The organism is Marinomonas posidonica IVIA-Po-181 (genome assembly GCF_000214215.1).
GTDB lineage: Bacteria > Pseudomonadota > Gammaproteobacteria > Pseudomonadales > Marinomonadaceae > Marinomonas > Marinomonas posidonica.
This window is the reverse complement of the sequence record NC_015559.1, coordinates 603,186-622,967: the sequence shown is the minus strand read 5'-3', so window position 1 is coordinate 622,967 and position 19,782 is coordinate 603,186. Positions and strand designations below refer to the sequence as shown.

Sequence of the window (19,782 nt, the reverse complement as noted above, 5' to 3'; positions counted from 1 at the left end):
CACCCCCATTTAGGTTGCCAAAATCACCCTAACAACCATGTCAAAACCATTAGTGACCGAGATACACCTCGATCACTTTAGGATCCTTTTGCACTTCATCCATTTTTCCCGATGCCAGTATTTTTCCCTGATGCAATACCGTTACCCTATGAGCAATTCGCTCAACAAATTCCATGTCGTGTTCAATCACCAAAACAGAACGGCCTTGACTGATTTTGTTCAGCAGTTCCGCGGTCTGTTCCCGCTCTTTTACACTCATGCCTGCCACAGGTTCATCCAACATCAGCAGTTGAGGGTCTTGAATTAACAACATGCCAATCTCCAGCCATTGTTTTTGTCCATGACTCAACAAGGCGGCTTCCGTTTCTATTTCGTCCTCCAGCATGATTTGCTGGGCGACCTCATGAATCTTCGCCATCACCTTGGCACTGCGTTTAAACACTAACGAACCAAACACGCCTCGACCTTCGGGATACGAGACCTCAAGGTTCTCAAACACAGATAAGTTTTCGTAAATGGAAGGCGTCTGGAACTTTCGCCCCACACCTTTACGCACAATTTCATGCTCTGATAAGGAAGTAAGTTCCTGATTTAAAAACTTGATACTGCCCGAGGTAGACTTGGTTTTACCGCAGATCAAATCCAGCACTGTGGTCTTGCCAGCCCCATTTGGCCCAATGACCACATGAAGCTCATTTTTATCGATATAAAGGGTTAAATCGTCCACAGCTTTAAAGCCATCAAAAGAAACCGTTAGATCTTCTATGCTTAAAGAAAAGTCAGTATTCGTCATAGGTCACCTTCCTCTCTGTTCAACAATACTCGGTTCAAAAAGACTAGGTCCAACAACACTAGATTGACTGCCCACATTGCCATTAGTTGAACTCCTTCATGTCTAGAGAAGAGGCTATCTTGACCTGCTTAGATTCGTCTGGCGTGGCACGAAATCGCTGTAATAATGCCGGGCTGTATTGGCTCCATAACCCAGCCAGACCATTCGGAAAAAACATCACCACGGCAATAAAGGTTCCACCCATTAAGAACAGCCACAGTTCAGGAAAAGATTCAGAAAAAGCGGTTTTACCAAAATTAATCAGCAGGGTTCCGTACACCACACCTATGAGCGACATACGTCCTCCGACCGCGGCAAAAATAACCATTTCAATAGACGGCACAATGCCCACAAAAGACGGCGACATAAAGCCCACCTGCAAGGTAAACATGGCGCCACCAATGGCCGACACAAAAGCGGCAAAACAGAAAATAAAAATCTTAAAATTCGCCACGTCATAACCAGAAAAGCGCACCCGATCTTCTTTATCGCGGATGGCCAACAGAAGACGTCCAAATTTGCTGCTTAAAATATAGCGAGACAAAACAATCACACCGATTAACAAGGCGCAGTTAATGTAATAGAAAAGGGTTTTAGCGCCGTCTGAGGTCATGTCCCAACCATTCAACGTACGCAAATCGGTAATGCCGTTAATGCCCCCTGTGTAGCCTTGCTGGCCAACAATTAACACCGTCAAAATGACCGCGATAACCTGCGTAATAATGGCAAAATACACCCCACCCACTCGGCGTTTAAACATAGCCACACCAATGATGTAAGCAAATAAAGCCGGCAACACTAAAATCGCTACAAGCGTAAAAGCAAAGCTATTAAAGGGCTCCCAAAACCAAGGCAAGGCGGTCAGCTGGTTCCAGTCCATAAAGTCTGGAATACCTGGCGTCGATTGAATGGCAGTGTTCTCTGGTGAGGACGCCTCAAGCTTCAAGAACATAGCCATTCCATAGCCACCCAAACCAAAAAATATCCCTTGGCCCAGACTTAATGTGCCTCCATACCCCCATAACAACACCAAACTAATCGCCGCAAAGGCGTAGGTTAAATACTTGCCCACTAGGTTTAACCGAAAGTTGTCTAGGAACAGTGGAAACACAATCAGTATCAACACAGAGAGAACCAGTAATCCCATCGCCCCGGATTTACCACCCAACAATTTGTCATACACAAAACTCATATCAGACTCCGGACTTATTTAAGTCGTCATGTTGTCCATCGATTTCGTTACTTATCAGCACACCAACACATACACACTCACTAACGGCGTACTTTGCTGGCAAAAAGCCCCTCAGGCTTAAACATCAGGATCACCACCAAAACAAGTAAGGTCAGAACTTTGGCCATTGAGCCACTAATGAAGAATTCGAGAATGGATTGCGCCTGAGCAATAGAAAAGGCCGAGGCAATCGTGCCAAACAAGCTGGCCGCCCCGCCAAACACAACCACCATAAAGGTATCCACAATATACAAGGTTCCTGTGGTCGGACCGGTCGAAGCTATGGTGGTAAAAGCCGCTCCAGCGATGCCCGCAATACCGCAGCCAAGGGCAAAGGTGTAGCGATCAATTTTCTTGGTATTAATACCAACAGCGCCACTCATGGAACGGTTTTGCGTTGTGGCGCGTACTTGTAAACCCCAGCTCGATTTAAACATCAGATAAAACACGCCCAATGTGACAGCAATGGTTAAGGCAAGTACAAATAAACCATTAATGGGGATATCAATAAGGTCTGTCACCGGATAAGCCCCCATTAACCAGTCGGGCAAAGTCGGGCTCACTTCACGGGCACCAAACAGGGAGCGAAACGACTGCTGCATGATCAGACTAAGTCCCCAGGTCGCTAACAAAGTATCAAGAGGGCGCGAATACAAATGTCGAATCAACACATACTCAGCCAGGTAACCCATGGCACCGGCCACTAAAAAGGCCAATACGATCGAGAAAACAAAATAAAAAGGCAAAAAGGCGGGAAAGAAACTTTCCGTTACCGAAGACATGAGATAGGTTGTATAGGCTCCCACCGCCATAAACTCACCATGAGCCATATTAATGACGCCCATTTGTCCAAAAATAATGGCTAAGCCTAAGGCCATCAAAAGAAGTACACTGAATAAACTAATTCCGGAAAAACCCTGCATCGCAAAGATGGCACCGAGTTCACTGTAGCTGTATCCACCCATAGTAAGCCCCTAATGTGTGATTGCTTGAAGTAAAATGCGACTGTTTTAAGCGTCGCTTTTTCATCGCAATCCAATGATCATTCATCATCAAAGGATTGCTTGAAAAAGTACTCGTACATAACGCAACAGGATCTATTGATAACCTTCAGGGAATGGATCGGGTTGAATGAGTTCAGACTCATATACGACCGTAGCTTGACCATCTTTTTTCCATTGACCCACCCTAGCTTTACTCCACAGGTGATGGTTAGGATCAAGTTTGACGTAGCCTTCAGGCGCCGTCGTCAATTCAATGTCACCGCTTTGAGAAGCCGCCACCACTTTGTCAATATCAAAACTGCCCGCTTTTTCGACGGCAGCCTTCCACAACCAAGGGCCAAGATAAGCGGCTTGAGTAACATCACCGATCACACTGTCCTCACCCCACATTTGCTTAAAGGCGGCCACAAAATCTTTGTTGTTGGCATTATCCAAACTTTGGAAGTACTTCATGATGGAGTAAAAACCGTCTAGGTTTTCACCACCTATGCCCAACACCTCATCTTCTGTGACAGAAATCGTTAACAGGGTTTGTTTTTTAGAGGTAATACCAGCGGCTTTAAGCTGCTTAAACCAAGCGACATTACTACCACCAACAACAGCGGCGTAGATCACATCTGGTTTACGTAAGCGAATTTTATTAATGACCGAGCCAAATTGGGTATCACCAAGTGGCTTATACTCTTCACCGACTACCTTGCCACCCAACACCTTTTCAATGTGTTTACGAGCAATTTTCATCGAAGTTCTAGGCCAGATATAATCAGAACCGATTAAATAAAAGGTTTTGGCTTTTTTCTCTTTCGCCACCCAATTTAAACCGTCTAAAATTTGTTGTGTGGCTTCTTGCCCTGTGTAAATCACGTTTTTAGATTGCTCTAAACCTTCGTAAAAAGTGGGGTAATACAGCAGGCCATTTTCTTTTTCAAAAACCGGTAAAATGGCTTTTCGAGAGGCTGATGTCCAAGCACCAAATACCGCAGCGACTTTGTCTTGCACCAGCAGTTTGCGACTCTTTTCCGCAAAAGTAGGCCAATCACTGGCACCATCTTCTTGGATGATTTTTATCTGACGCCCTAAAATCCCCCCCATGTCATTAATTTGTTTAATTGCCAATTTTTCAGCTTGTTGAGCTCCTGTTTCACTGATCGCCATGGTGCCAGTCAATGAATGCAGAATGCCGACTGTCACGTCATTATCAGTGACCGCTAGACCTGTGGTATTGACCTCTGCGGCAGACGCAAGGCTCACTTGCGCAGCCAACACCAAGGCGATAGGTAAGGTGAATAACTTACTGAAAATAGACGGCAACAGACGTGTCGTTTGACGAGTGAGCTGATCGGTCGAGCATTTGGGTGGTACGCATGAATAAGCACTCATTACATTACTCCTTGGGTTGATTGATGCCTTTCATTCTGCATCGACCCCCAAACGCCCACCATTGACGAAACACATGACCCATCTAGTTAATTTACGCTATATGACGACCTATCAAAGTTTGTTATATAAAAGGAAGACTTTCATTTGCAGACTTCTTTCTTGACGATCTTCTATGAGGAAATTGTATTTTTTTAATAAACAAAGCAACGGCATAAAACTTGCGTGATTTCCTTCTCCTTAGAAAAATCTCAACGTGAGAGACATTCTAAAAAGACATTGCCTATCTCAGCTTGGAAGCAGTCGGTGAAGGATAACCTTTGATTTAGAAACAAGGCTTGTTTAAAGCAAGGGAAGGTATGAACAAGTCCACTGGCTTCAGCGTGTGGATAACTCTTCTTTATTCGAGGCAAGTTTCGCTGTCCAATATTGAGCATATTGGCAAGAAAGTTAACAAAGAATTAAAGAAAGCTTAGCCCACGCCCTTTGGGTCTTTCAGAGAAACAGCCTATCTTCGTTAAGAGTGATTGAAAGGTATTAACATTCCTGCTCACTCTCGCCTTAATAAGCTGTTTCTCTGATAAGACTGAAGCTCATAAGACTTATTCGTACCTTCCCAAGACATTGACACTTAAAAGGTTGAACTGATGAATAGCGCTCCACAAGATATCTCTCTGGTACGAAGACATTATAATCAATGGGTCGCCAATCAAACCCTTGAAGATTACGCCCTAAGATTCACTGCCAAATCTGCACGACGTTGGTCTATTAGTAAAGTCGCCATCACCGCCTTAGGTGCCATCTCTTTTTTGGTTCTTGAAGCCATCGGCGGAGCCATTACCTTAAGTCACGGTTTTACCAATGCCATCGCGGCCATCCTAGTGGTCAGTGTGATTATTTTCCTTACCGGCGCGCCAATCGCTTACTACTCATCAAAACATGGCATCGATATTGACCTGCTGACTCGAGGGGCGGGGTTTGGCTACATAGGCTCAACCGTTGCCTCTCTCATTTATGCTTCCTTTACCTTTATTTTTTTCGCCTTGGAAGCCAGTGTGCTTGCTTTGGCCCTTGAACTCACATTGGGCCTAAAAGTCTCCATTGGCTACATAGTGAGCAGCGTCATTATCATCCCCATCGTTACCCATGGCATTACCTTTATCAGCCGCTTTCAAGTCTGGAGTCAGCCCATATGGCTCATTCTGCAATGCCTGCCATTAGCCTGCATCGCTCTGCAATATGAAGAAGCGTTTGAGTTATGGGTGAACTTTGAACCCACTATCACTCCCAATACCAGCGCCAGTTATGCTGGTTTCTCTATTCTGGCGTTCGGAGCAGCAGCTTCGGTGTTGTTTTCACTGATCGCTCAAATAGGCGAACAAGTTGATTTTTTACGCTTCTTACCCAAACAAAACCGATCCAATAAAAAAGCTTGGTGGCTTGCCGTCATTTGCGCTGGGCCAGGTTGGATTATCATCGGTGCCATTAAAATGCTGATTGGCTCTTTCCTCGCCGTCCTTTGTCTTCAATATGGTTTCTCTGCAGAGGACGCAGAAGATCCTAACCAGATGTACAAGCTGGCCTTTAGCTATGTCACCAGTTCTGAACAGCTTAGTTTGCTACTATTAGGCGTTTTCGTCATCATTTCTCAACTTAAGATCAATGTTACCAATGCCTATGCGGGTTCAATTGCATGGTCCAACTTCTTTTCTCGCCTGACCTACAATCACCCAGGGCGAGTGGTCTGGTTAGTGTTTAATGTGATCATTGCCATTTTACTGATGGAATTAGGTATCTATCGGGTGCTGGAAGGCATTTTAGGTGGTTATGCCATTGTCGCCCTGTCTTGGATTGGTTCTATTGTGGCCGACCTGACCATTAACAAACCGCTTGGTTTGCGGCCAAATAAAATTGAGTTTAAACGCGCCCATTTGTATGACATCAACCCAGTGGGCATAGGCTCAATGCTAGGCGCTTCCATTATTGGCTTTATTTTTCATGCTGGTTTATTAGGCGAAGAGCCACAAGCCCTTTCATCCTTTATCGCGCTCTTTACGACTTTCATTTTATCGCCACTCATTGCTTGGCTGACCAAGGGAAAATACTACATAGCCCGTCCAGAAGTCATCTTTCATTCAAAGGAAGAATTGCAGTGCAGTGTGTGTCACTATCACTTCGAAAAAGAAGATATGACCCACTGCCCGGCCTACTCAGGCAAAATTTGTTCTTTGTGTTGTTCGCTGGATGTGCGATGTGGCGACATGTGTAAATCGAGGTCTCGATTATCGGAACAGTTTGTCGATGCCTTCAGCCAAATCCTGCCCGCTTCATGGCTCAAACTGGTCAATACGAGAATGGGACATTTTCTCTGGCTTTTTTTATTGAATAGCCTCGTCATAGCCTGTGTTTTACTGCTCGTTTACGGACAAATCATCTTAGATAAAGAGCACTACAACAACGCTATTATTGACACATCGATTGCCTCTGCATTGATCAATGTGTTTCTCATTTTACTCATTGTATTCGGGGTAGTCGCCTGGATGTTCTCCCTCGCCAGAGACTCAAGACACATTGCTCATGAAGAAACAGAAAGACAAACACGGCGGCTCAAAGCCGAAATAGAAGCTCACAGTAAAACCGATTTGGCACTCCAAAAAGCCAAAGAACTGGCCGAAGCGGCTAACTTAGCCAAAAGCCGCTATTTAACCGGCATTAGCCATGAATTGAGATCCCCTTTAAACGCCATCATGGGTTACGCTCAACTCTTGGAAAACGCTCAAGACATTCCTCAAACTAGACGAGGCGCCCTGACCACTATTAAACACAGTAGTGAACATCTAGCAGACATCATCGAAGGCTTACTAGACATATCCAGTATAGAAGCGGGCACATTACATATCGAAAGAAATGACGTGCAGTTAAAAGAATTGATTCACCAACTGGTGAATATGTTCAGCATGCAAGCCAAGAACAAAAACATCGAATTTCATTACCAGCAATTAACCAAGCTTCCCACCACCGTTCACGCTGACCAGAAACGTTTGCGACAGGTGCTCATTAACCTCTTATCTAATGCCATAAAGTACACTCACCAAGGCAGCGTGACCTTTTCGGTAAGCTATCGCAATCAAGTGATGTATTTCAGCGTCATTGATACCGGTGTGGGCATCGAAAAAGCCTCTATTGATAAAATTTTTCTCCCCTTTAAACGCCTAATCAGGGCCAACAAACCTTACATCGCAGGCACAGGCCTCGGCCTGACCATTACACGTTTATTGGTGGACATTATGGGAGGAGATTTGCAAGTTAACAGTACCCCCAACAAAGGCAGTGAATTCAGTATTTCCTTCATGCTTTCCAGTGTTGAAGAAGACACCGAGCCCAAAGCCCAATCAGAAACCCACCCTTCTGGTTATGATGGCGAAAAACAGTACGTATTCGTTGTCGATGATGACCCAAGCCAGCGTTCATTACTGTCTGAATTACTAGCCCCAATAGGCTTTGAAGTCTTCATCGCCAATAATGGCATAGAGTGTTTAGACATGCTGATGCATTGCCCTTTTACCCCCAATCTATTTCTACTAGATGTCACCATGCCAGGCATGAATGGCTGGCAACTTGCCGCAAAGCTTCGAGACCAATACCCACAATCAAGCATTATCATGATCTCTGCCAATGCCAATACCGATGTGCCTCTGGATAGAAACCCCAGCAATGGTTATTTATTAAAACCCCTAAGACATACCGAACTCTTTAACAAAATTCAGCAAGTCACCAACATACAATGGCATTTCATTGACCCCCATAAACCGCAAGAGACATCCTTAGAACAACGAGAAACGCCCTTAAATAGAGTGCTAAAAAACGATTTAACAGAACTGATTCAACTCGCCAACATAGGTAACCTGAACGCCATTCGACAGAAAATACACACCATGAAGATGTTTCCAAACGCAGAGCAAATATTAGCGCAAGCAAACGATTTTCAATTCGATAAAGTAGTTGAAACACTGGAGGAAATGCTATGACGCCTCACGCCCAAAAAGATCTCGTTCTGGTTGTCGACGACTCGCCTGGCTCCTTAGGCATGATTAATGACACACTGGACGAAGCAGGACTGACCGTTCTAGTGGCTCTAGAAGGCGCTCAAGCCCTCAATATTACGCAAAGTATTACGCCTGACATTATCTTAATGGATGCAATTATGCCGGGAATGGACGGCTTCGATACCTGCCGCCATCTGAAATCTAACGCGAACTTGGAACACACTCCCATCATTTTTATGACAGGACTCAGTGATACCGAAAGCATCATAAAAGGCTTTAACGCTGGCGGCATCGACTATGTTCAAAAACCGGTGAACAGTTCCGAACTCATTGCCAGAATTAAAGCACATTTAAATAATGCACGACTCACTCAAAGTGCCCGAATGGCCCTCGATGCCTCGGGTCAATTTCTCATCACCACAGACCAAACAGGAGAATTTAAATGGGCCACGCCACAGGCTTACCAATTACTTCATCAGGCTGATCTCAGCGAAAGCTGGCTCAAAGAAAAACTCAGCGAAGCACTAGAAGGCTTCTTTTCTTCGAGATTCAACAAAGACAAAAACATTCAAATTCATCAAAGCAGTAAGACCATTGAACTGGCTTACATTGGACAAGATACCAAAAACAATCACTTATTTAGAATCATCGACTTAGAACTCACCCAAGAACAACCGATACTTCAGGCTGCATTCCAACTCACGGTACGAGAGGCAGAAGTATTGACCTGGCTTGCCAAGGGCAAAAGCAATGCAGACATCGCCCTCATTCTAAGCGTCAGCCCCAATACCATTAATGCCCATTTGGCCCAAATTTTTAAAAAACTCAATGTAGAAAATCGCACCAGCGCGGCCATTGTCGCCATCAACAAAATCCGTAAAGCAACGCTATAATCCATCCCAATACGTGATAGTCACTTTATCAGGCGATTGAACAACTCGATATACTGTGGGCTAAGATGAATGCGGCTGAAGATAATGAGTGTCTAGTAACGTCAAGGAAGTCCATATATCGAAAAGTAGCTATGGCTCTTATCCTCCACAGAAAGTAGAATGAGTCTCATTCATAAAATTATAGAATCATTCTACTCCAACAATGAAAGATACCATTCAAGTTACCTCATTAGCCCCCAGTGACGCGTTGTCTCCCTTCATCGAAAGCTATTGGATGATACGCAACCCCAGTGATCAAGATGAGGAACTGGTGACGTTTCCTGACGGTGGCATTGATGTCTATTTTTTTAGTAGCAATGAGTTTCCCTTGTTCGTTTCTTTGGTGGGCTTAGAAACTCAGAAACAGCAAGGCATTATGCCAAAACGGTCTGTATTAATGGGCGTTCGCCTTAATCTACTTGCGGTGGAATACTTATTAAAAAGATCCGTTGCAGACATCCTCAATGACAATGCTACGCTAGCATCAGGTTACGCAGGTATAGAGCAAAATGATGTCCACGACTTTAATGGGTTCTGTAAAAAGCTGGAACGCTACTTTACCTCCCAACTGGACCAACCAATTGACTCCCGAAAGCGCATCATGTCTGATTTGATCTATCAAACGAATGGCACAATCACCGTCAGTGACATTGCTCAATCGGCCAATTGGAGTTGCCGCCAGATCAACCGCTATTTCAATAAATGGCTAGGGTTACCCCTTAAAAATTATTGTGACATTCTTCGTTTCCGACACAGTTTTGACTCCCTGAAGGAAGGCGAACTGTATCCAGAAGACGGGTTTAATGACCAATCACACTACATCAAACTGACTAAAAAATATTCCAGTCTGACACCAAAACAATTGGCCCATGATAAAAGTGACCGATTTATACAATTATCTTCTTAGGAAGCCCCCTATCATCTTTTTGCTTGTATCAAATATAACGAGATGCGTTCAGATAAAGAATGAAAGCGACCACCTTTACCCTGTACGCATCCTCCCTTTTTAAAGTGTTATGATGTAACGAAGTGATCTTGTATTTATTAATAATCATTAACACTAGCATTGTGATTTATTAATCAGGGAGAAACGTGACTGGAGAAAACGATGAGAATAAAATTAACCCCATATACAACCTCCCTATTCTGCTGTTCAGTCATACTGCCCAGCGCCGCTTTAGCCGAAGCAAATGAAGACGTCTTTCGTCTTTCGCCTATACTCATCAACGGCCAAGCCGAAGAAACCGATGACGACAGCGAATCCGTAGTCGCGACAGAGCTTTGGGTCGGTGGCAAAGTCGCCACCAGCATTCAAGACACTCCAGCGTCGGTCTCCGTCATCACAGAAAAAGAAATTCAGCAGCGTGGAGCTTCAACAACAGAAGAAGTTCTGCAATATACGCCAGGAACCGTAACAGGCTACTATGGCGCAGACGATCGTACCGATTTCTATCAAATTCGAGGTTTTAACGCTTCCACTTATCGTGACGGTTTATATCTTGGCTCTCTGTTCGATGTCCGTGAAGACCCCTTTGCTTACGAACGGGTTGAAGTGATCCGCGGTGCGAATTCGACCTTATTCGGTCCAGCAGAACCTGGCGGCTCCATCAACTTCGTCAGTAAGACACCAAAATTTGATGAATTTTCCAGCGCCTATCTAACCTATGGTTCTCATGACCATAAAGAGATTGGCATCGATATGAACGATACTTTGGATGAGAATGACACCCTGGCTTATCGTTTAACGGCTAAAGTGAAAGACAGTGATCGAGAGTACGACTACTCCAAGGACGATTCACAGTTTGTTATGAGCGGTTTAACTTGGCAACCTAACAACAAAACCAGTGCAACACTGCTTGTTGATTACTTAAATACAGATGCCAGTGCCAATAGTAGCGGCGCACCGTTTGATAAAGAATACGACAGAAGCACGTTCTTTGGAGAACCAGATTTTAATTATCAAGATGTAGAACGCACCAACATCAGTGCACAGATCAATCATAGCCTGGATAATGGCCTTAAAGTGTCTTCCAACCTCAGATACACAGATTCGACAAACCGATATGGGTACACTTATATCACGGACTCAAGCAGTCGGGTGGGCGACACAGTAAGTCGTGGTTTCATTGCAACGGACACAGCAATACAAGAGTTTAGTGGTAACTTACTAGGACAATACGACATTCGTTTTGATCGTCTCGACAGCAGCACGGTATTTGGTATTGAATACCAAGATTCTAGCAAGACTGAGAACAGTGCTTGGGGAACTGCGACCAGTATCGATGTCAATAATATCGTCTATTCTGGCGCGCCAAGCGTTTTAACCCCCTACGCCGATAAAAAAACCGACTATCAAACGCAAGCGGCTTTCCTTCAACAAAATTTGGCATGGGATGACAAATACATTCTTTCCATCGGTGCTCGACACGATGACATTGATGTGTTCGAAGACGACTATCAGAATGATACTGAAACCAAGAGTAACTTTTCTGAAAACACCTTCCGTTCGGCCTTGACCTACAAATTCAGCGACCAAGTTTCAGCCTACATCAGTCAAGTGGAATCCGTTTCTCCCCCTTCAGTAGGCACAGAAATTGTGCGTGGAGATCAAACTGAAATTGGCGCAAAATTTTCGACAAGCGATCTAAATGCCATTTTTTCTGTGGCAATTTATGACCTTGAAAAAAGCAATGTCAACATCGCGGTTGCGCAAGACGATGGTTCAATTGACCGTGAAGTGATCGGCAAAAATCGAGTCAAAGGCGTTGACCTGGAAGTGAGAGCAGAACTAACAGAAAGCGTGAGTCTTTCTGGAGGCTATTCTTACATGGATTCTGAAGTCACCGAAGACGACACGTATGAAGGCAAAGATTTCGCAACCACACCGCAGCATTCCGCTTCCCTGTGGGGACATTACATCTTACCACGTCAAGATATGTCCATCGGATTGGGCGCACGCTATGTTGGCTCATACTACTTTGACGCTGCTAATAGCAAAAAAAGTGAGGCGGCGGTGACCCTTGATGCCTCGTTTAGCTACGACATTACTCAAGCGACGCAGCTTGCGATGAACATCAGCAACCTATTGGATGAGCAACACGTCGTTGGATCTGGTACCGCGGATTTTTACAATCGAGGTCGTGACATCACCATGACTGTAAACCATGCCTGGTAAACACAAGCCTTAATCGAAAACACATCCCCTTTAAGCCAGAACAAGCCCTGTTCTGGCTTTTTTATCTCAACAAAACAGACTTTCTCACATGTTCTTTAGCCCTATACTAGCTTGGCGTCAGACCAAAACACCATTTAAATGTTCGAGTTAACGCACTAGACTCACTAAATCCCAAAGCGAAAGCAATTTCAGTAATAGTTAGGCCTGAGCTTACTAATAGTTCAAGTGCTCTTAAGTTCTAAACGTTTAACTCATGCATCAGACCTATCCTATGATTTTTCGAATAAGAACACACTTAAATATCAAGAATACAAAATTATACAGCCGATCAAGTCCTTAAAGAAAGAGGCGTTTTTTACGCCTTTAGCGGCAGATTCCGGAACGATGTGGGAAGACGGTATTTCGACGGATTGGGTTGGAAGGCTCATTGAGACGGTCACTAACATTTCGCTTGCTTACTACCTGCAAAAACCTATTTTTATTCCTATTGGAATGCACAATGCTGATTTTAAAATCACGGATGACACGGCTAAGCGGTTTAACAATATTCATGTTAGAAATGAACAAGGGAAAATCTCTGCAACCAATCATGTTGCTGAACAAAATGGCGAAATAGAAGAAGCAGGCGGTGGGCTTTATTCCACATGTTGCGATTTCTCACGACTCATTCAAATGATACTAAACAAAGGACAAGGTAAGTTTGGCAAGATGCTCAACGCTGAAATGGTCGAGCTGATGCCACAAAATGTTATTGGCCCTCTTCGGGTGAAAAAATCGAAACAGCCCTACCTGATATCGCAAATGATTTTGAGATGTTTCCCGATGTTGATCGGGACATGGAGACTTGGTTTTATGATTAAGCGCCGACTGGCCAATCAACAGGCAGTCTTGCATGGAGAGGACTGACAAATAACTATTTTTAGATAAACCCGAAAAGGAATTAGAGGAATATTTGCGACACACTTACTTCCCTTCGCTGGCACTCAATCGTTAAAAACATTTCTATTGCTTGAAACGCTTGTCTATGATTTTCTAGCCAGCTAAAAAAGAGGATTACTGAACGAGCTCTTGCATAAATCAAAATGCAATGTAAAATAAATTAGATACAATGTAAAATAAATTAGATACAATGTAAAATAAATTAGATACAATGTAAAATAAATTAAATTTTTAGCAAGAAGTAAGAAAGAATGATCCATACATTCTTTAGCAGGGAATTTAAGGGAACGAAGTTATATGTTGGATTTTAGGTTGGCAAAATGGAATGCAACGGCCCCTGGTTTGACCTCAGAAATGGATTGGATTACATGGCTTGAAAGCGGCTTTATTCAAGCAACTGAGGAGAACATTAAACTCAGTGTGAAAAAAATCTCCCCTATGTTGCGTAGACGCTTTACTCCAATGGGAAAAGTAGCCGCAGCGTCATTATATGAACTTGACCTCTCAGAGAATACCCCTTTAGTATTTGCTTCACGACATGGCGACATAGAATTAACCCTATCGTTATTGCAAAACATCGCGCAAGATCAAGATCTGTCCCCTACAAACTTCAGTCTAGCAGTTCATAATGCCATTGCGGGTTTATTGTCAATTGCACGTAAAGACACCTCAACAATAACTTCAATTACCGCCTGTCGTGACATTATTCCTCTGGCTATTCTTGAGGCAATCACACAATTGCAGGACTTCGAACAAGTCGTATGCCTCATATGCGATACACCAATTCCTGATATCTACAAGCCTTACACTGAATCCTGCGAAATACCTTATGCTATTGCGATGTTGTTAAAACGCAGCGATGGTACACCTATGCGCTTAGCTCAACCCAAAGATGTAAGCATAGAAAAAAGCAAAGAAATTTTGGATTATTATCAACTTTTAGCCCTGTTGCTCGATAAACAACAGCATGCTACTTTCCCGACTCATTCAGCTTCTACACATTGGGCTATACAACGTATATAGGCATATCAGTTTATGTTCAAAAAATTAGAATTTGGTTGGCGTTGGTTTGCCACAGCATTTAGTTTTTTTGCTTTTGGTATCGGAGGAATTGCTCTCGGTATTGTCGCCTTTCCAATTTTACGTTGCCTACCGATTTCCACAGTTCGCCGAACTAGCTATGCTAAAAGAATAATTCATAGCATCTTCAACTTCTATATTAAAATGATGCGCTATCTCGGCGTGTTGACCTATGAAGTGAAACATATAGAGCGTCTAAAAAATGCGCCATTAGTACTTGCCAATCACCCGTCTTTAATCGATGTAATATTTCTTATTGCCTTGATTCCAAATGCTAACTGTGTTGTGAAAGGTAAGCTGACTCGCAATATTTTTACTCGTGGGCCAATAAAAATGGCTGGTTACATTATTAATGACGAAAATGAACATGTCATTAATAATGCGCGAAATGCCATCACTCAACAAGACGCTTTGATTGTTTTCCCAGAGGGTACCCGTTCTATTCCTAACCAACCTGTAGAGCTAAAACGTGGCGCATCTCAAATCGCCTTACGTGTGCCTGCAGACATTACCCCTGTTGTCATTCAATCTATTCCATCAACACTTACCAAACAGGACCGCTGGTATCAAATTCCTAGTACCAGAGTACATTTCACTTTGGAAGTAAAACCCGTTATTTCTATTCAACCTTATCTGTCTAATACACGCTTACCAATAGCTGCACGCCGCCTGTCATCGGACTTAGCAACATTTTTCAACGAGGAACTTAAACCGAATGTCTGACCTTAATACCGAACTTAAACAAATGATCATTGATGCACTTGATCTGGAAGATATTGATACAGATGACATTGAAGACGATGCGCCTCTTTTCATTGAAGGACTGGGGTTAGACTCCATCGACGCCCTTGAGATTGGCTTAGCATTGCAGCAACGCTACAGCATAAAGCTAAAAGCTGATTCAGAGGAAACCAAAGCACACTTTGCCAGCATTAATGCCCTGGTAAAACTTGTTCAACCACACCAAACAAACAACGTGTAAATACCATGAACCAACAAGCAATTTATCAACGCGTTTCCGAAGTTCTACAAGAATTATTTGAACTATTAGCGGATGACATTACGCCAGAAGCAAACCTTTACCAAGACTTAGACATCGATAGCATCGATGCCGTTGATTTGATCGTAGAGCTAAAAAAAATGACTGGCAAAAAACTTCAACCAGAAGACTTCAAGGCTGTTAGAACAGTACAAGATGTTGTCGTTCAAGTTGAAAAATTGATGGCAGAATAATGGTACTAAAGGTTGTATTGCTACTATTGATCATCACCTACCCTTTTTTTGTATATTGGGCTGATATAACGATTGGTAGTGCTTTCATCCTTCCTATTTTAGCTGTTGTTTTATTATTGCGGTTTGTTCAGACCTCAAGCTTAGGCACACGCAGTGGTATATTATTGATCACAATTACAATGCTACTCAGCTTGATTTACTTTGGGCCAGAATTAAGTGTCAAGCTGTACCCTGTACTTGTCAACATCAGCTTATTCTGCATATTTACAGGCAGTTTGTTTACTAAACAATCTATCGTCGAACGCATGGCCCGTATACAAGAACCAAGCTTACCGTCGAGTGCCATTCGTTATACACGAAATGTAACCAAAGTTTGGGCCGCATTTTTTATGCTAAACGGAAGTATCTCATTAGGCACAGTTCAGTGGGCCAGCACAGAGATATGGACATTTTATAATGGTTTTCTAGCCTATATTCTGATCGCTGCAATTGCAGGCATAGAGTGGTTCACTAGAAAGAAAGTTAAGGCAAAGGTATAAATTTTGGTGTTATCGTTATCGGACTGGCTAACCTCTGAACCAGATCAAATAGTCGCTTGCTCAACTAACAAGTCTTATAAAAAATCAGATTTAATTTCACGAATTCATTCTTGGCAAACCTATTTGCCACTTGAATCTGGTCAGCGCTGGGTCGTCTACCACCCAGATACATTTGAGTTTCTTTCCATTCTTTTTGCTCTCTGGCAATCCAACTGTTTAGCTTGCTTACCGAGTGATATCTGCATGAATACCATCGCTAGATTGGTTCCTGATACAGCAGGATTTATTGGCGAATTTCCAGAAACAGTAAAGGCTTTTAGGAACGCGCCTCCAACCAATTCAAACTCGTACCAACCATTACAACCATTAACACGCGAGCAAGCAGCGATTCAAGTCTATACCTCTGGCTCAACAGGTACTCCTAAACCTATCCTAAAAACCATTGCTATGATCGAGGATGAAATTGTGTCCATTGATCAATTATGGTCAATACCTGAGAATGCCACAGTAATTTCCACAGTACCTCACCAACACCTTTTTGGCTCAACCTTTCGTTTATTTTGGCCCTTACTGACAGAGCGCGTCTTCCAAACCAAGGCATGCACTTTTACTGAAGACATTTTCCATCAAGCTCAGCAACTCGAAAACTACACCCTAATAACGACACCTTCACACTTGAAGCGTTTAAACAATCAGTTGGAGTGGTCAAAAGTATCAGATCGCTGCCATCAAGTCATATCATCTGCCGCACCTCTAACTCGCAAAGATAGCCATTTCGCTGCAAAGCTTTTTGGTTCTCCTATTCACGAAATCTACGGCAGCTCTGAAACCGGTGCCATAGCATGGCGCACACAAGCCAATAACAATGGCTTGTGGACATTATTACCTTTACTTTCATTGCAACAAAATCAGGATCAGACCCGCATTATAGGTCCCCATATTGCGCCACAATACCAACTTCTCAGTGACCATATCGAAACTTCTTCCAAAAATGTTTTTCACTTACTTGGGCGAAAAGACAGAATTATAAAGGTCGAGGGTAAGCGTCTTTCACTGACAAAAATGGAAAACGAAATAGAGAAGACGCCGTGGGTACAAACCGCTAAGGTACAAGTATTAAATCGTTTACGTGATGAAGTTATCGTTGTCGCCACACTGACACAAGCAGGCTATCAGTTAAAAAACAAAGAATCACAAAAAGAACTGACAAAACGTTTAAAGCAAGCATTAAGCTCTTCTTTTGAAACCGTTTTATTACCCCGACGTTGGCGTTTCTTGTCATCGCTCCCTTATAACGCACAAGGAAAATTGTCTATAGACCGTCTCACTTCTCTATTTGACAATCAAGATATCAAATGGCCGATTAAACTTTTTCAAACCAATCATGAGAATCAAGTACAGCTGACTTTTTACATCCCTAAAGAGCTGATTTATTTCGAAGGCCATTTCAACCAACACCCGATTTTGCCCGGCATCACCCAAACCCATTGGGCACAGCATTATGCTCATGAATACTTTGCAATCAATGGACGTTTCACCCGCTTAGAAGTAGTAAAGTTTCAGCAAGTAATATTACCAGATAGTGAAGTAACGTTATCTCTAAGCTACGACAGTAGCTCACAAAAACTAACCTTCCGATACTTTTCAGACAAAGGAGTTTATTCAAGTGGCCGAATCTGTTTCGCATAGCGTTGAGTTTAAACCGGCCATCTTGATTCCGGTTTATAATCATGAGCATGCCATTGGCATCACTTTAAAAGAAGTACTGCTTTATGGTTACCCTGTTCTACTCGTAGACGATGGTAGCTCACCCACTTGCAATCAAGTTCTGAAACAACTAGCACAAGAACATGCCCCACAAAATGTTAGTTTGCTTCAATTGCCGGTTAACTTAGGCAAAGGTGGTGCGGTCAAAGCAGGCATCACAGAATTATCTAATCAGGGCTTTAGTCATGCATTGCAAATAGATGCCGATGGACAACATAATTTATCAGATATTCCAGGCATGATCGCTAAATCGGAAAAGCACCCTCATGCGATAATTGCTGGTTATCCGATTTACGATGAGAGCGTTCCTAAATATCGTTTCTATGCTCGCTACTTAACCCATACTTGGGTTTGGATTAACACTTTATCTCTAAATATCAAAGACTCAATGTGTGGTTTTCGTGTTTACCCTACCGAAACCTGCCGGGAACTAACTTCTCGCTATAGTTGCGGCAATCGTATGGATTTTGATACCGAAATCTTAGTTCGATGGGTATGGGAAGGTAATGCCGTGGTCAATCAAGCGACAAAGGTACATTACCCAATTGATGGAGTGTCTCACTTTAACAAACTAAAAGACAATATACTGATCTCCACCATGCATACACGCCTCTTCTTCGGAATGCTAAGACGCTTACCTAAGTTACTTCGAGGTAAGTTCTGTGGTTAAACTACCAAGACATTGGTCAAAAATTAGCGAAACAGGCTCAATCCTAGGCATGAAAATCCTTCTGGCCTGCTATCGTATATTTGGCCGCAATGTATTTCGTATCACCTTACTACTGGTCATTGGCTATTACTACTTAATGAATAAACATGCACGCCAAGCATCACAAGCCTATCTAAAAAAAGTCAAGCCATTATGCCAACCACAATCTAAAGCACTAACACCATTCCGCCATTTCTGGACATTTGGCGAACTACTACTGGATAAATTTTTGGTTTGGATGGGGCACATCCAACGACAAGACATAATTTTCCACAATAAGGCATCCATGCAATACATGAATGAGCGCAACAAAGGCGGCATTATCGTTGTTTCTCATTTGGGTAACACAGAAATATGTAGTGCGATCGCTCATCAAATGCCGAACATCAAAGTAACTATGCTGGTACATACAAAACACGCCCAAAAATTTAATCGCATGCTGAAACAAACAAATGCCAACGCCAATATCAGCGTGATGCAAGTAACCGATATGTCACCCGCAACAGCAATGACTCTATCCGAACGTGTCGAAGCTGGCGAATATATTATTATTGCAGGTGATCGTACACCTGTTCATGGCACCGCTAGAACAACAGTTGTTCAGTTTTTACAGCATCCAGCGTCTTTTCCACAAGGCGCATTTATCTTAGCCGGCCTCTTAAAGTGCCCTGTATTCCTAATGTTTTGTTTAAAACAACAGAACAAATACCACATTTATATTGAGCTCTTTTCTGAGCAACTAATGGGGCCACGAAAAACAAGAGAGCAACGGCTAGATAATACTGTTAAAGACTATGCTAAACGGCTGGAGCACTACTGTTTAATGCAACCATTACAGTGGTTCAATTTTTACGATTTTTGGTACATTGATTCATCTCAGACCAAATTAAACACAACTAAAAAAGGACAGACTTAACC

17 protein-coding genes and 1 pseudogene are annotated in these 19,782 nt (G+C 43.0%); 13 read left to right on the top strand and 5 right to left on the bottom strand.

Annotated elements, in window-relative coordinates:
* Positions 1–49: 49 nt before the first annotated feature.
* From urtD to urtA, 4 genes are all read right to left on the bottom strand, one after another.
* Entirely contained in the window at positions 50–793 is a 744-nt protein-coding gene (urtD, locus tag MAR181_RS02820) for an urea ABC transporter ATP-binding protein UrtD (protein WP_013795104.1), read from the bottom strand.
* An 82-nt stretch (positions 794–875) separates the two neighbouring features.
* Positions 876–2,024, bottom strand: coding sequence for an urea ABC transporter permease subunit UrtC (urtC, locus tag MAR181_RS02815; RefSeq protein ID WP_013795103.1), 1,149 nt, complete (start codon positions 2,022–2,024; stop codon positions 876–878).
* Positions 2,025–2,104: 80 nt separating this feature from the next.
* Positions 2,105–3,028 carry an urea ABC transporter permease subunit UrtB gene (gene urtB / locus MAR181_RS02810; RefSeq protein ID WP_013795102.1) on the bottom strand — a complete coding sequence of 308 codons (924 nt, stop codon included), beginning with the start codon at positions 3,026–3,028 and terminating at the stop codon, positions 2,105–2,107.
* A 132-nt stretch (positions 3,029–3,160) separates the two neighbouring features.
* Entirely contained in the window at positions 3,161–4,447 is a 1,287-nt protein-coding gene (urtA, locus tag MAR181_RS02805) for an urea ABC transporter substrate-binding protein (RefSeq protein WP_013795101.1), read from the bottom strand.
* 644 nt (positions 4,448–5,091) lie between these two features.
* Here urtA and MAR181_RS02800 point away from each other — a divergent pair.
* The 4 genes from MAR181_RS02800 to MAR181_RS02785 all read left to right on the top strand — a co-directional run bounded on the left by MAR181_RS02800 (position 5,092) and on the right by MAR181_RS02785 (position 12,597).
* Positions 5,092–8,472: a hybrid sensor histidine kinase/response regulator gene (locus MAR181_RS02800; RefSeq protein WP_013795100.1), complete on the top strand. Its 3,381-nt coding sequence runs from the start codon at positions 5,092–5,094 to the stop codon at positions 8,470–8,472.
* Entirely contained in the window at positions 8,469–9,383 is a 915-nt protein-coding gene (locus MAR181_RS02795) for a response regulator transcription factor (RefSeq protein ID WP_013795099.1), read from the top strand. Before MAR181_RS02800 ends, MAR181_RS02795 begins: the two co-directional genes overlap by 4 nt.
* 202 nt (positions 9,384–9,585) lie before the next feature.
* The gene (locus MAR181_RS02790) at positions 9,586–10,329 is read left to right on the top strand and encodes a DUF6597 domain-containing transcriptional factor (protein ID WP_013795098.1); all 744 of its coding nucleotides are present in this window, start codon (positions 9,586–9,588) and stop codon (positions 10,327–10,329) included.
* Positions 10,330–10,530: 201 nt separating this feature from the next.
* On the top strand, positions 10,531–12,597 hold the full coding sequence (locus MAR181_RS02785; RefSeq protein ID WP_013795097.1) for a TonB-dependent siderophore receptor: 2,067 nt from the start codon (positions 10,531–10,533) through the stop codon (positions 12,595–12,597).
* A gap of 106 nt (positions 12,598–12,703) precedes the next feature.
* On the opposite strand, the pseudogene MAR181_RS18725 reads toward MAR181_RS02785, so the two are convergent.
* A pseudogene (locus MAR181_RS18725) lies at positions 12,704–12,796 on the bottom strand (helix-turn-helix transcriptional regulator); the annotation flags it as partial.
* Between the two features lie 26 nt (positions 12,797–12,822).
* On the opposite strand from MAR181_RS18725, the gene MAR181_RS02780 reads away from it, so the two are divergent.
* The 9 genes from MAR181_RS02780 (at position 12,823) to MAR181_RS02740 (ending at position 19,780) form a co-directional block, all read left to right on the top strand.
* The gene (locus MAR181_RS02780) at positions 12,823–13,503 is read left to right on the top strand and encodes a serine hydrolase (RefSeq protein WP_049782695.1); all 681 of its coding nucleotides are present in this window, start codon (positions 12,823–12,825) and stop codon (positions 13,501–13,503) included.
* Positions 13,504–13,833: 330 nt separating this feature from the next.
* Positions 13,834–14,559 carry a beta-ketoacyl synthase chain length factor gene (locus MAR181_RS02775; protein WP_013795096.1) on the top strand — a complete coding sequence of 242 codons (726 nt, stop codon included), beginning with the start codon at positions 13,834–13,836 and terminating at the stop codon, positions 14,557–14,559.
* A 12-nt stretch (positions 14,560–14,571) separates the two neighbouring features.
* Positions 14,572–15,339, top strand: coding sequence for a lysophospholipid acyltransferase family protein (locus tag MAR181_RS02770; protein ID WP_013795095.1), 768 nt, complete (start codon positions 14,572–14,574; stop codon positions 15,337–15,339).
* Complete coding sequence (locus MAR181_RS02765) at positions 15,332–15,598, top strand: phosphopantetheine-binding protein (RefSeq protein WP_013795094.1); 267 nt, start codon at positions 15,332–15,334, stop codon at positions 15,596–15,598. The genes MAR181_RS02770 and MAR181_RS02765 overlap by 8 nt, the downstream gene beginning before the upstream one ends.
* A 5-nt stretch (positions 15,599–15,603) precedes the next feature.
* Positions 15,604–15,849, top strand: coding sequence for an acyl carrier protein (locus MAR181_RS02760; protein WP_013795093.1), 246 nt, complete (start codon positions 15,604–15,606; stop codon positions 15,847–15,849).
* Positions 15,849–16,388 (top strand): COG4648 family protein, encoded by a 540-nt coding sequence (locus tag MAR181_RS02755; RefSeq protein WP_013795092.1) that lies wholly within the window; start codon positions 15,849–15,851, stop codon positions 16,386–16,388. Before MAR181_RS02760 ends, MAR181_RS02755 begins: the two co-directional genes overlap by 1 nt.
* Before the next feature lie 243 nt (positions 16,389–16,631).
* Entirely contained in the window at positions 16,632–18,077 is a 1,446-nt protein-coding gene (locus tag MAR181_RS02750; RefSeq protein ID WP_144011197.1) for an ApeI family dehydratase, read from the top strand.
* Positions 18,055–18,825 (top strand): glycosyltransferase family 2 protein, encoded by a 771-nt coding sequence (locus MAR181_RS02745; protein WP_041651130.1) that lies wholly within the window; start codon positions 18,055–18,057, stop codon positions 18,823–18,825. Before MAR181_RS02750 ends, MAR181_RS02745 begins: the two co-directional genes overlap by 23 nt.
* On the top strand, positions 18,818–19,780 hold the full coding sequence (locus tag MAR181_RS02740; RefSeq protein WP_041651128.1) for a lysophospholipid acyltransferase family protein: 963 nt from the start codon (positions 18,818–18,820) through the stop codon (positions 19,778–19,780). Before MAR181_RS02745 ends, MAR181_RS02740 begins: the two co-directional genes overlap by 8 nt.
* Positions 19,781–19,782: the final 2 nt, after the last annotated feature.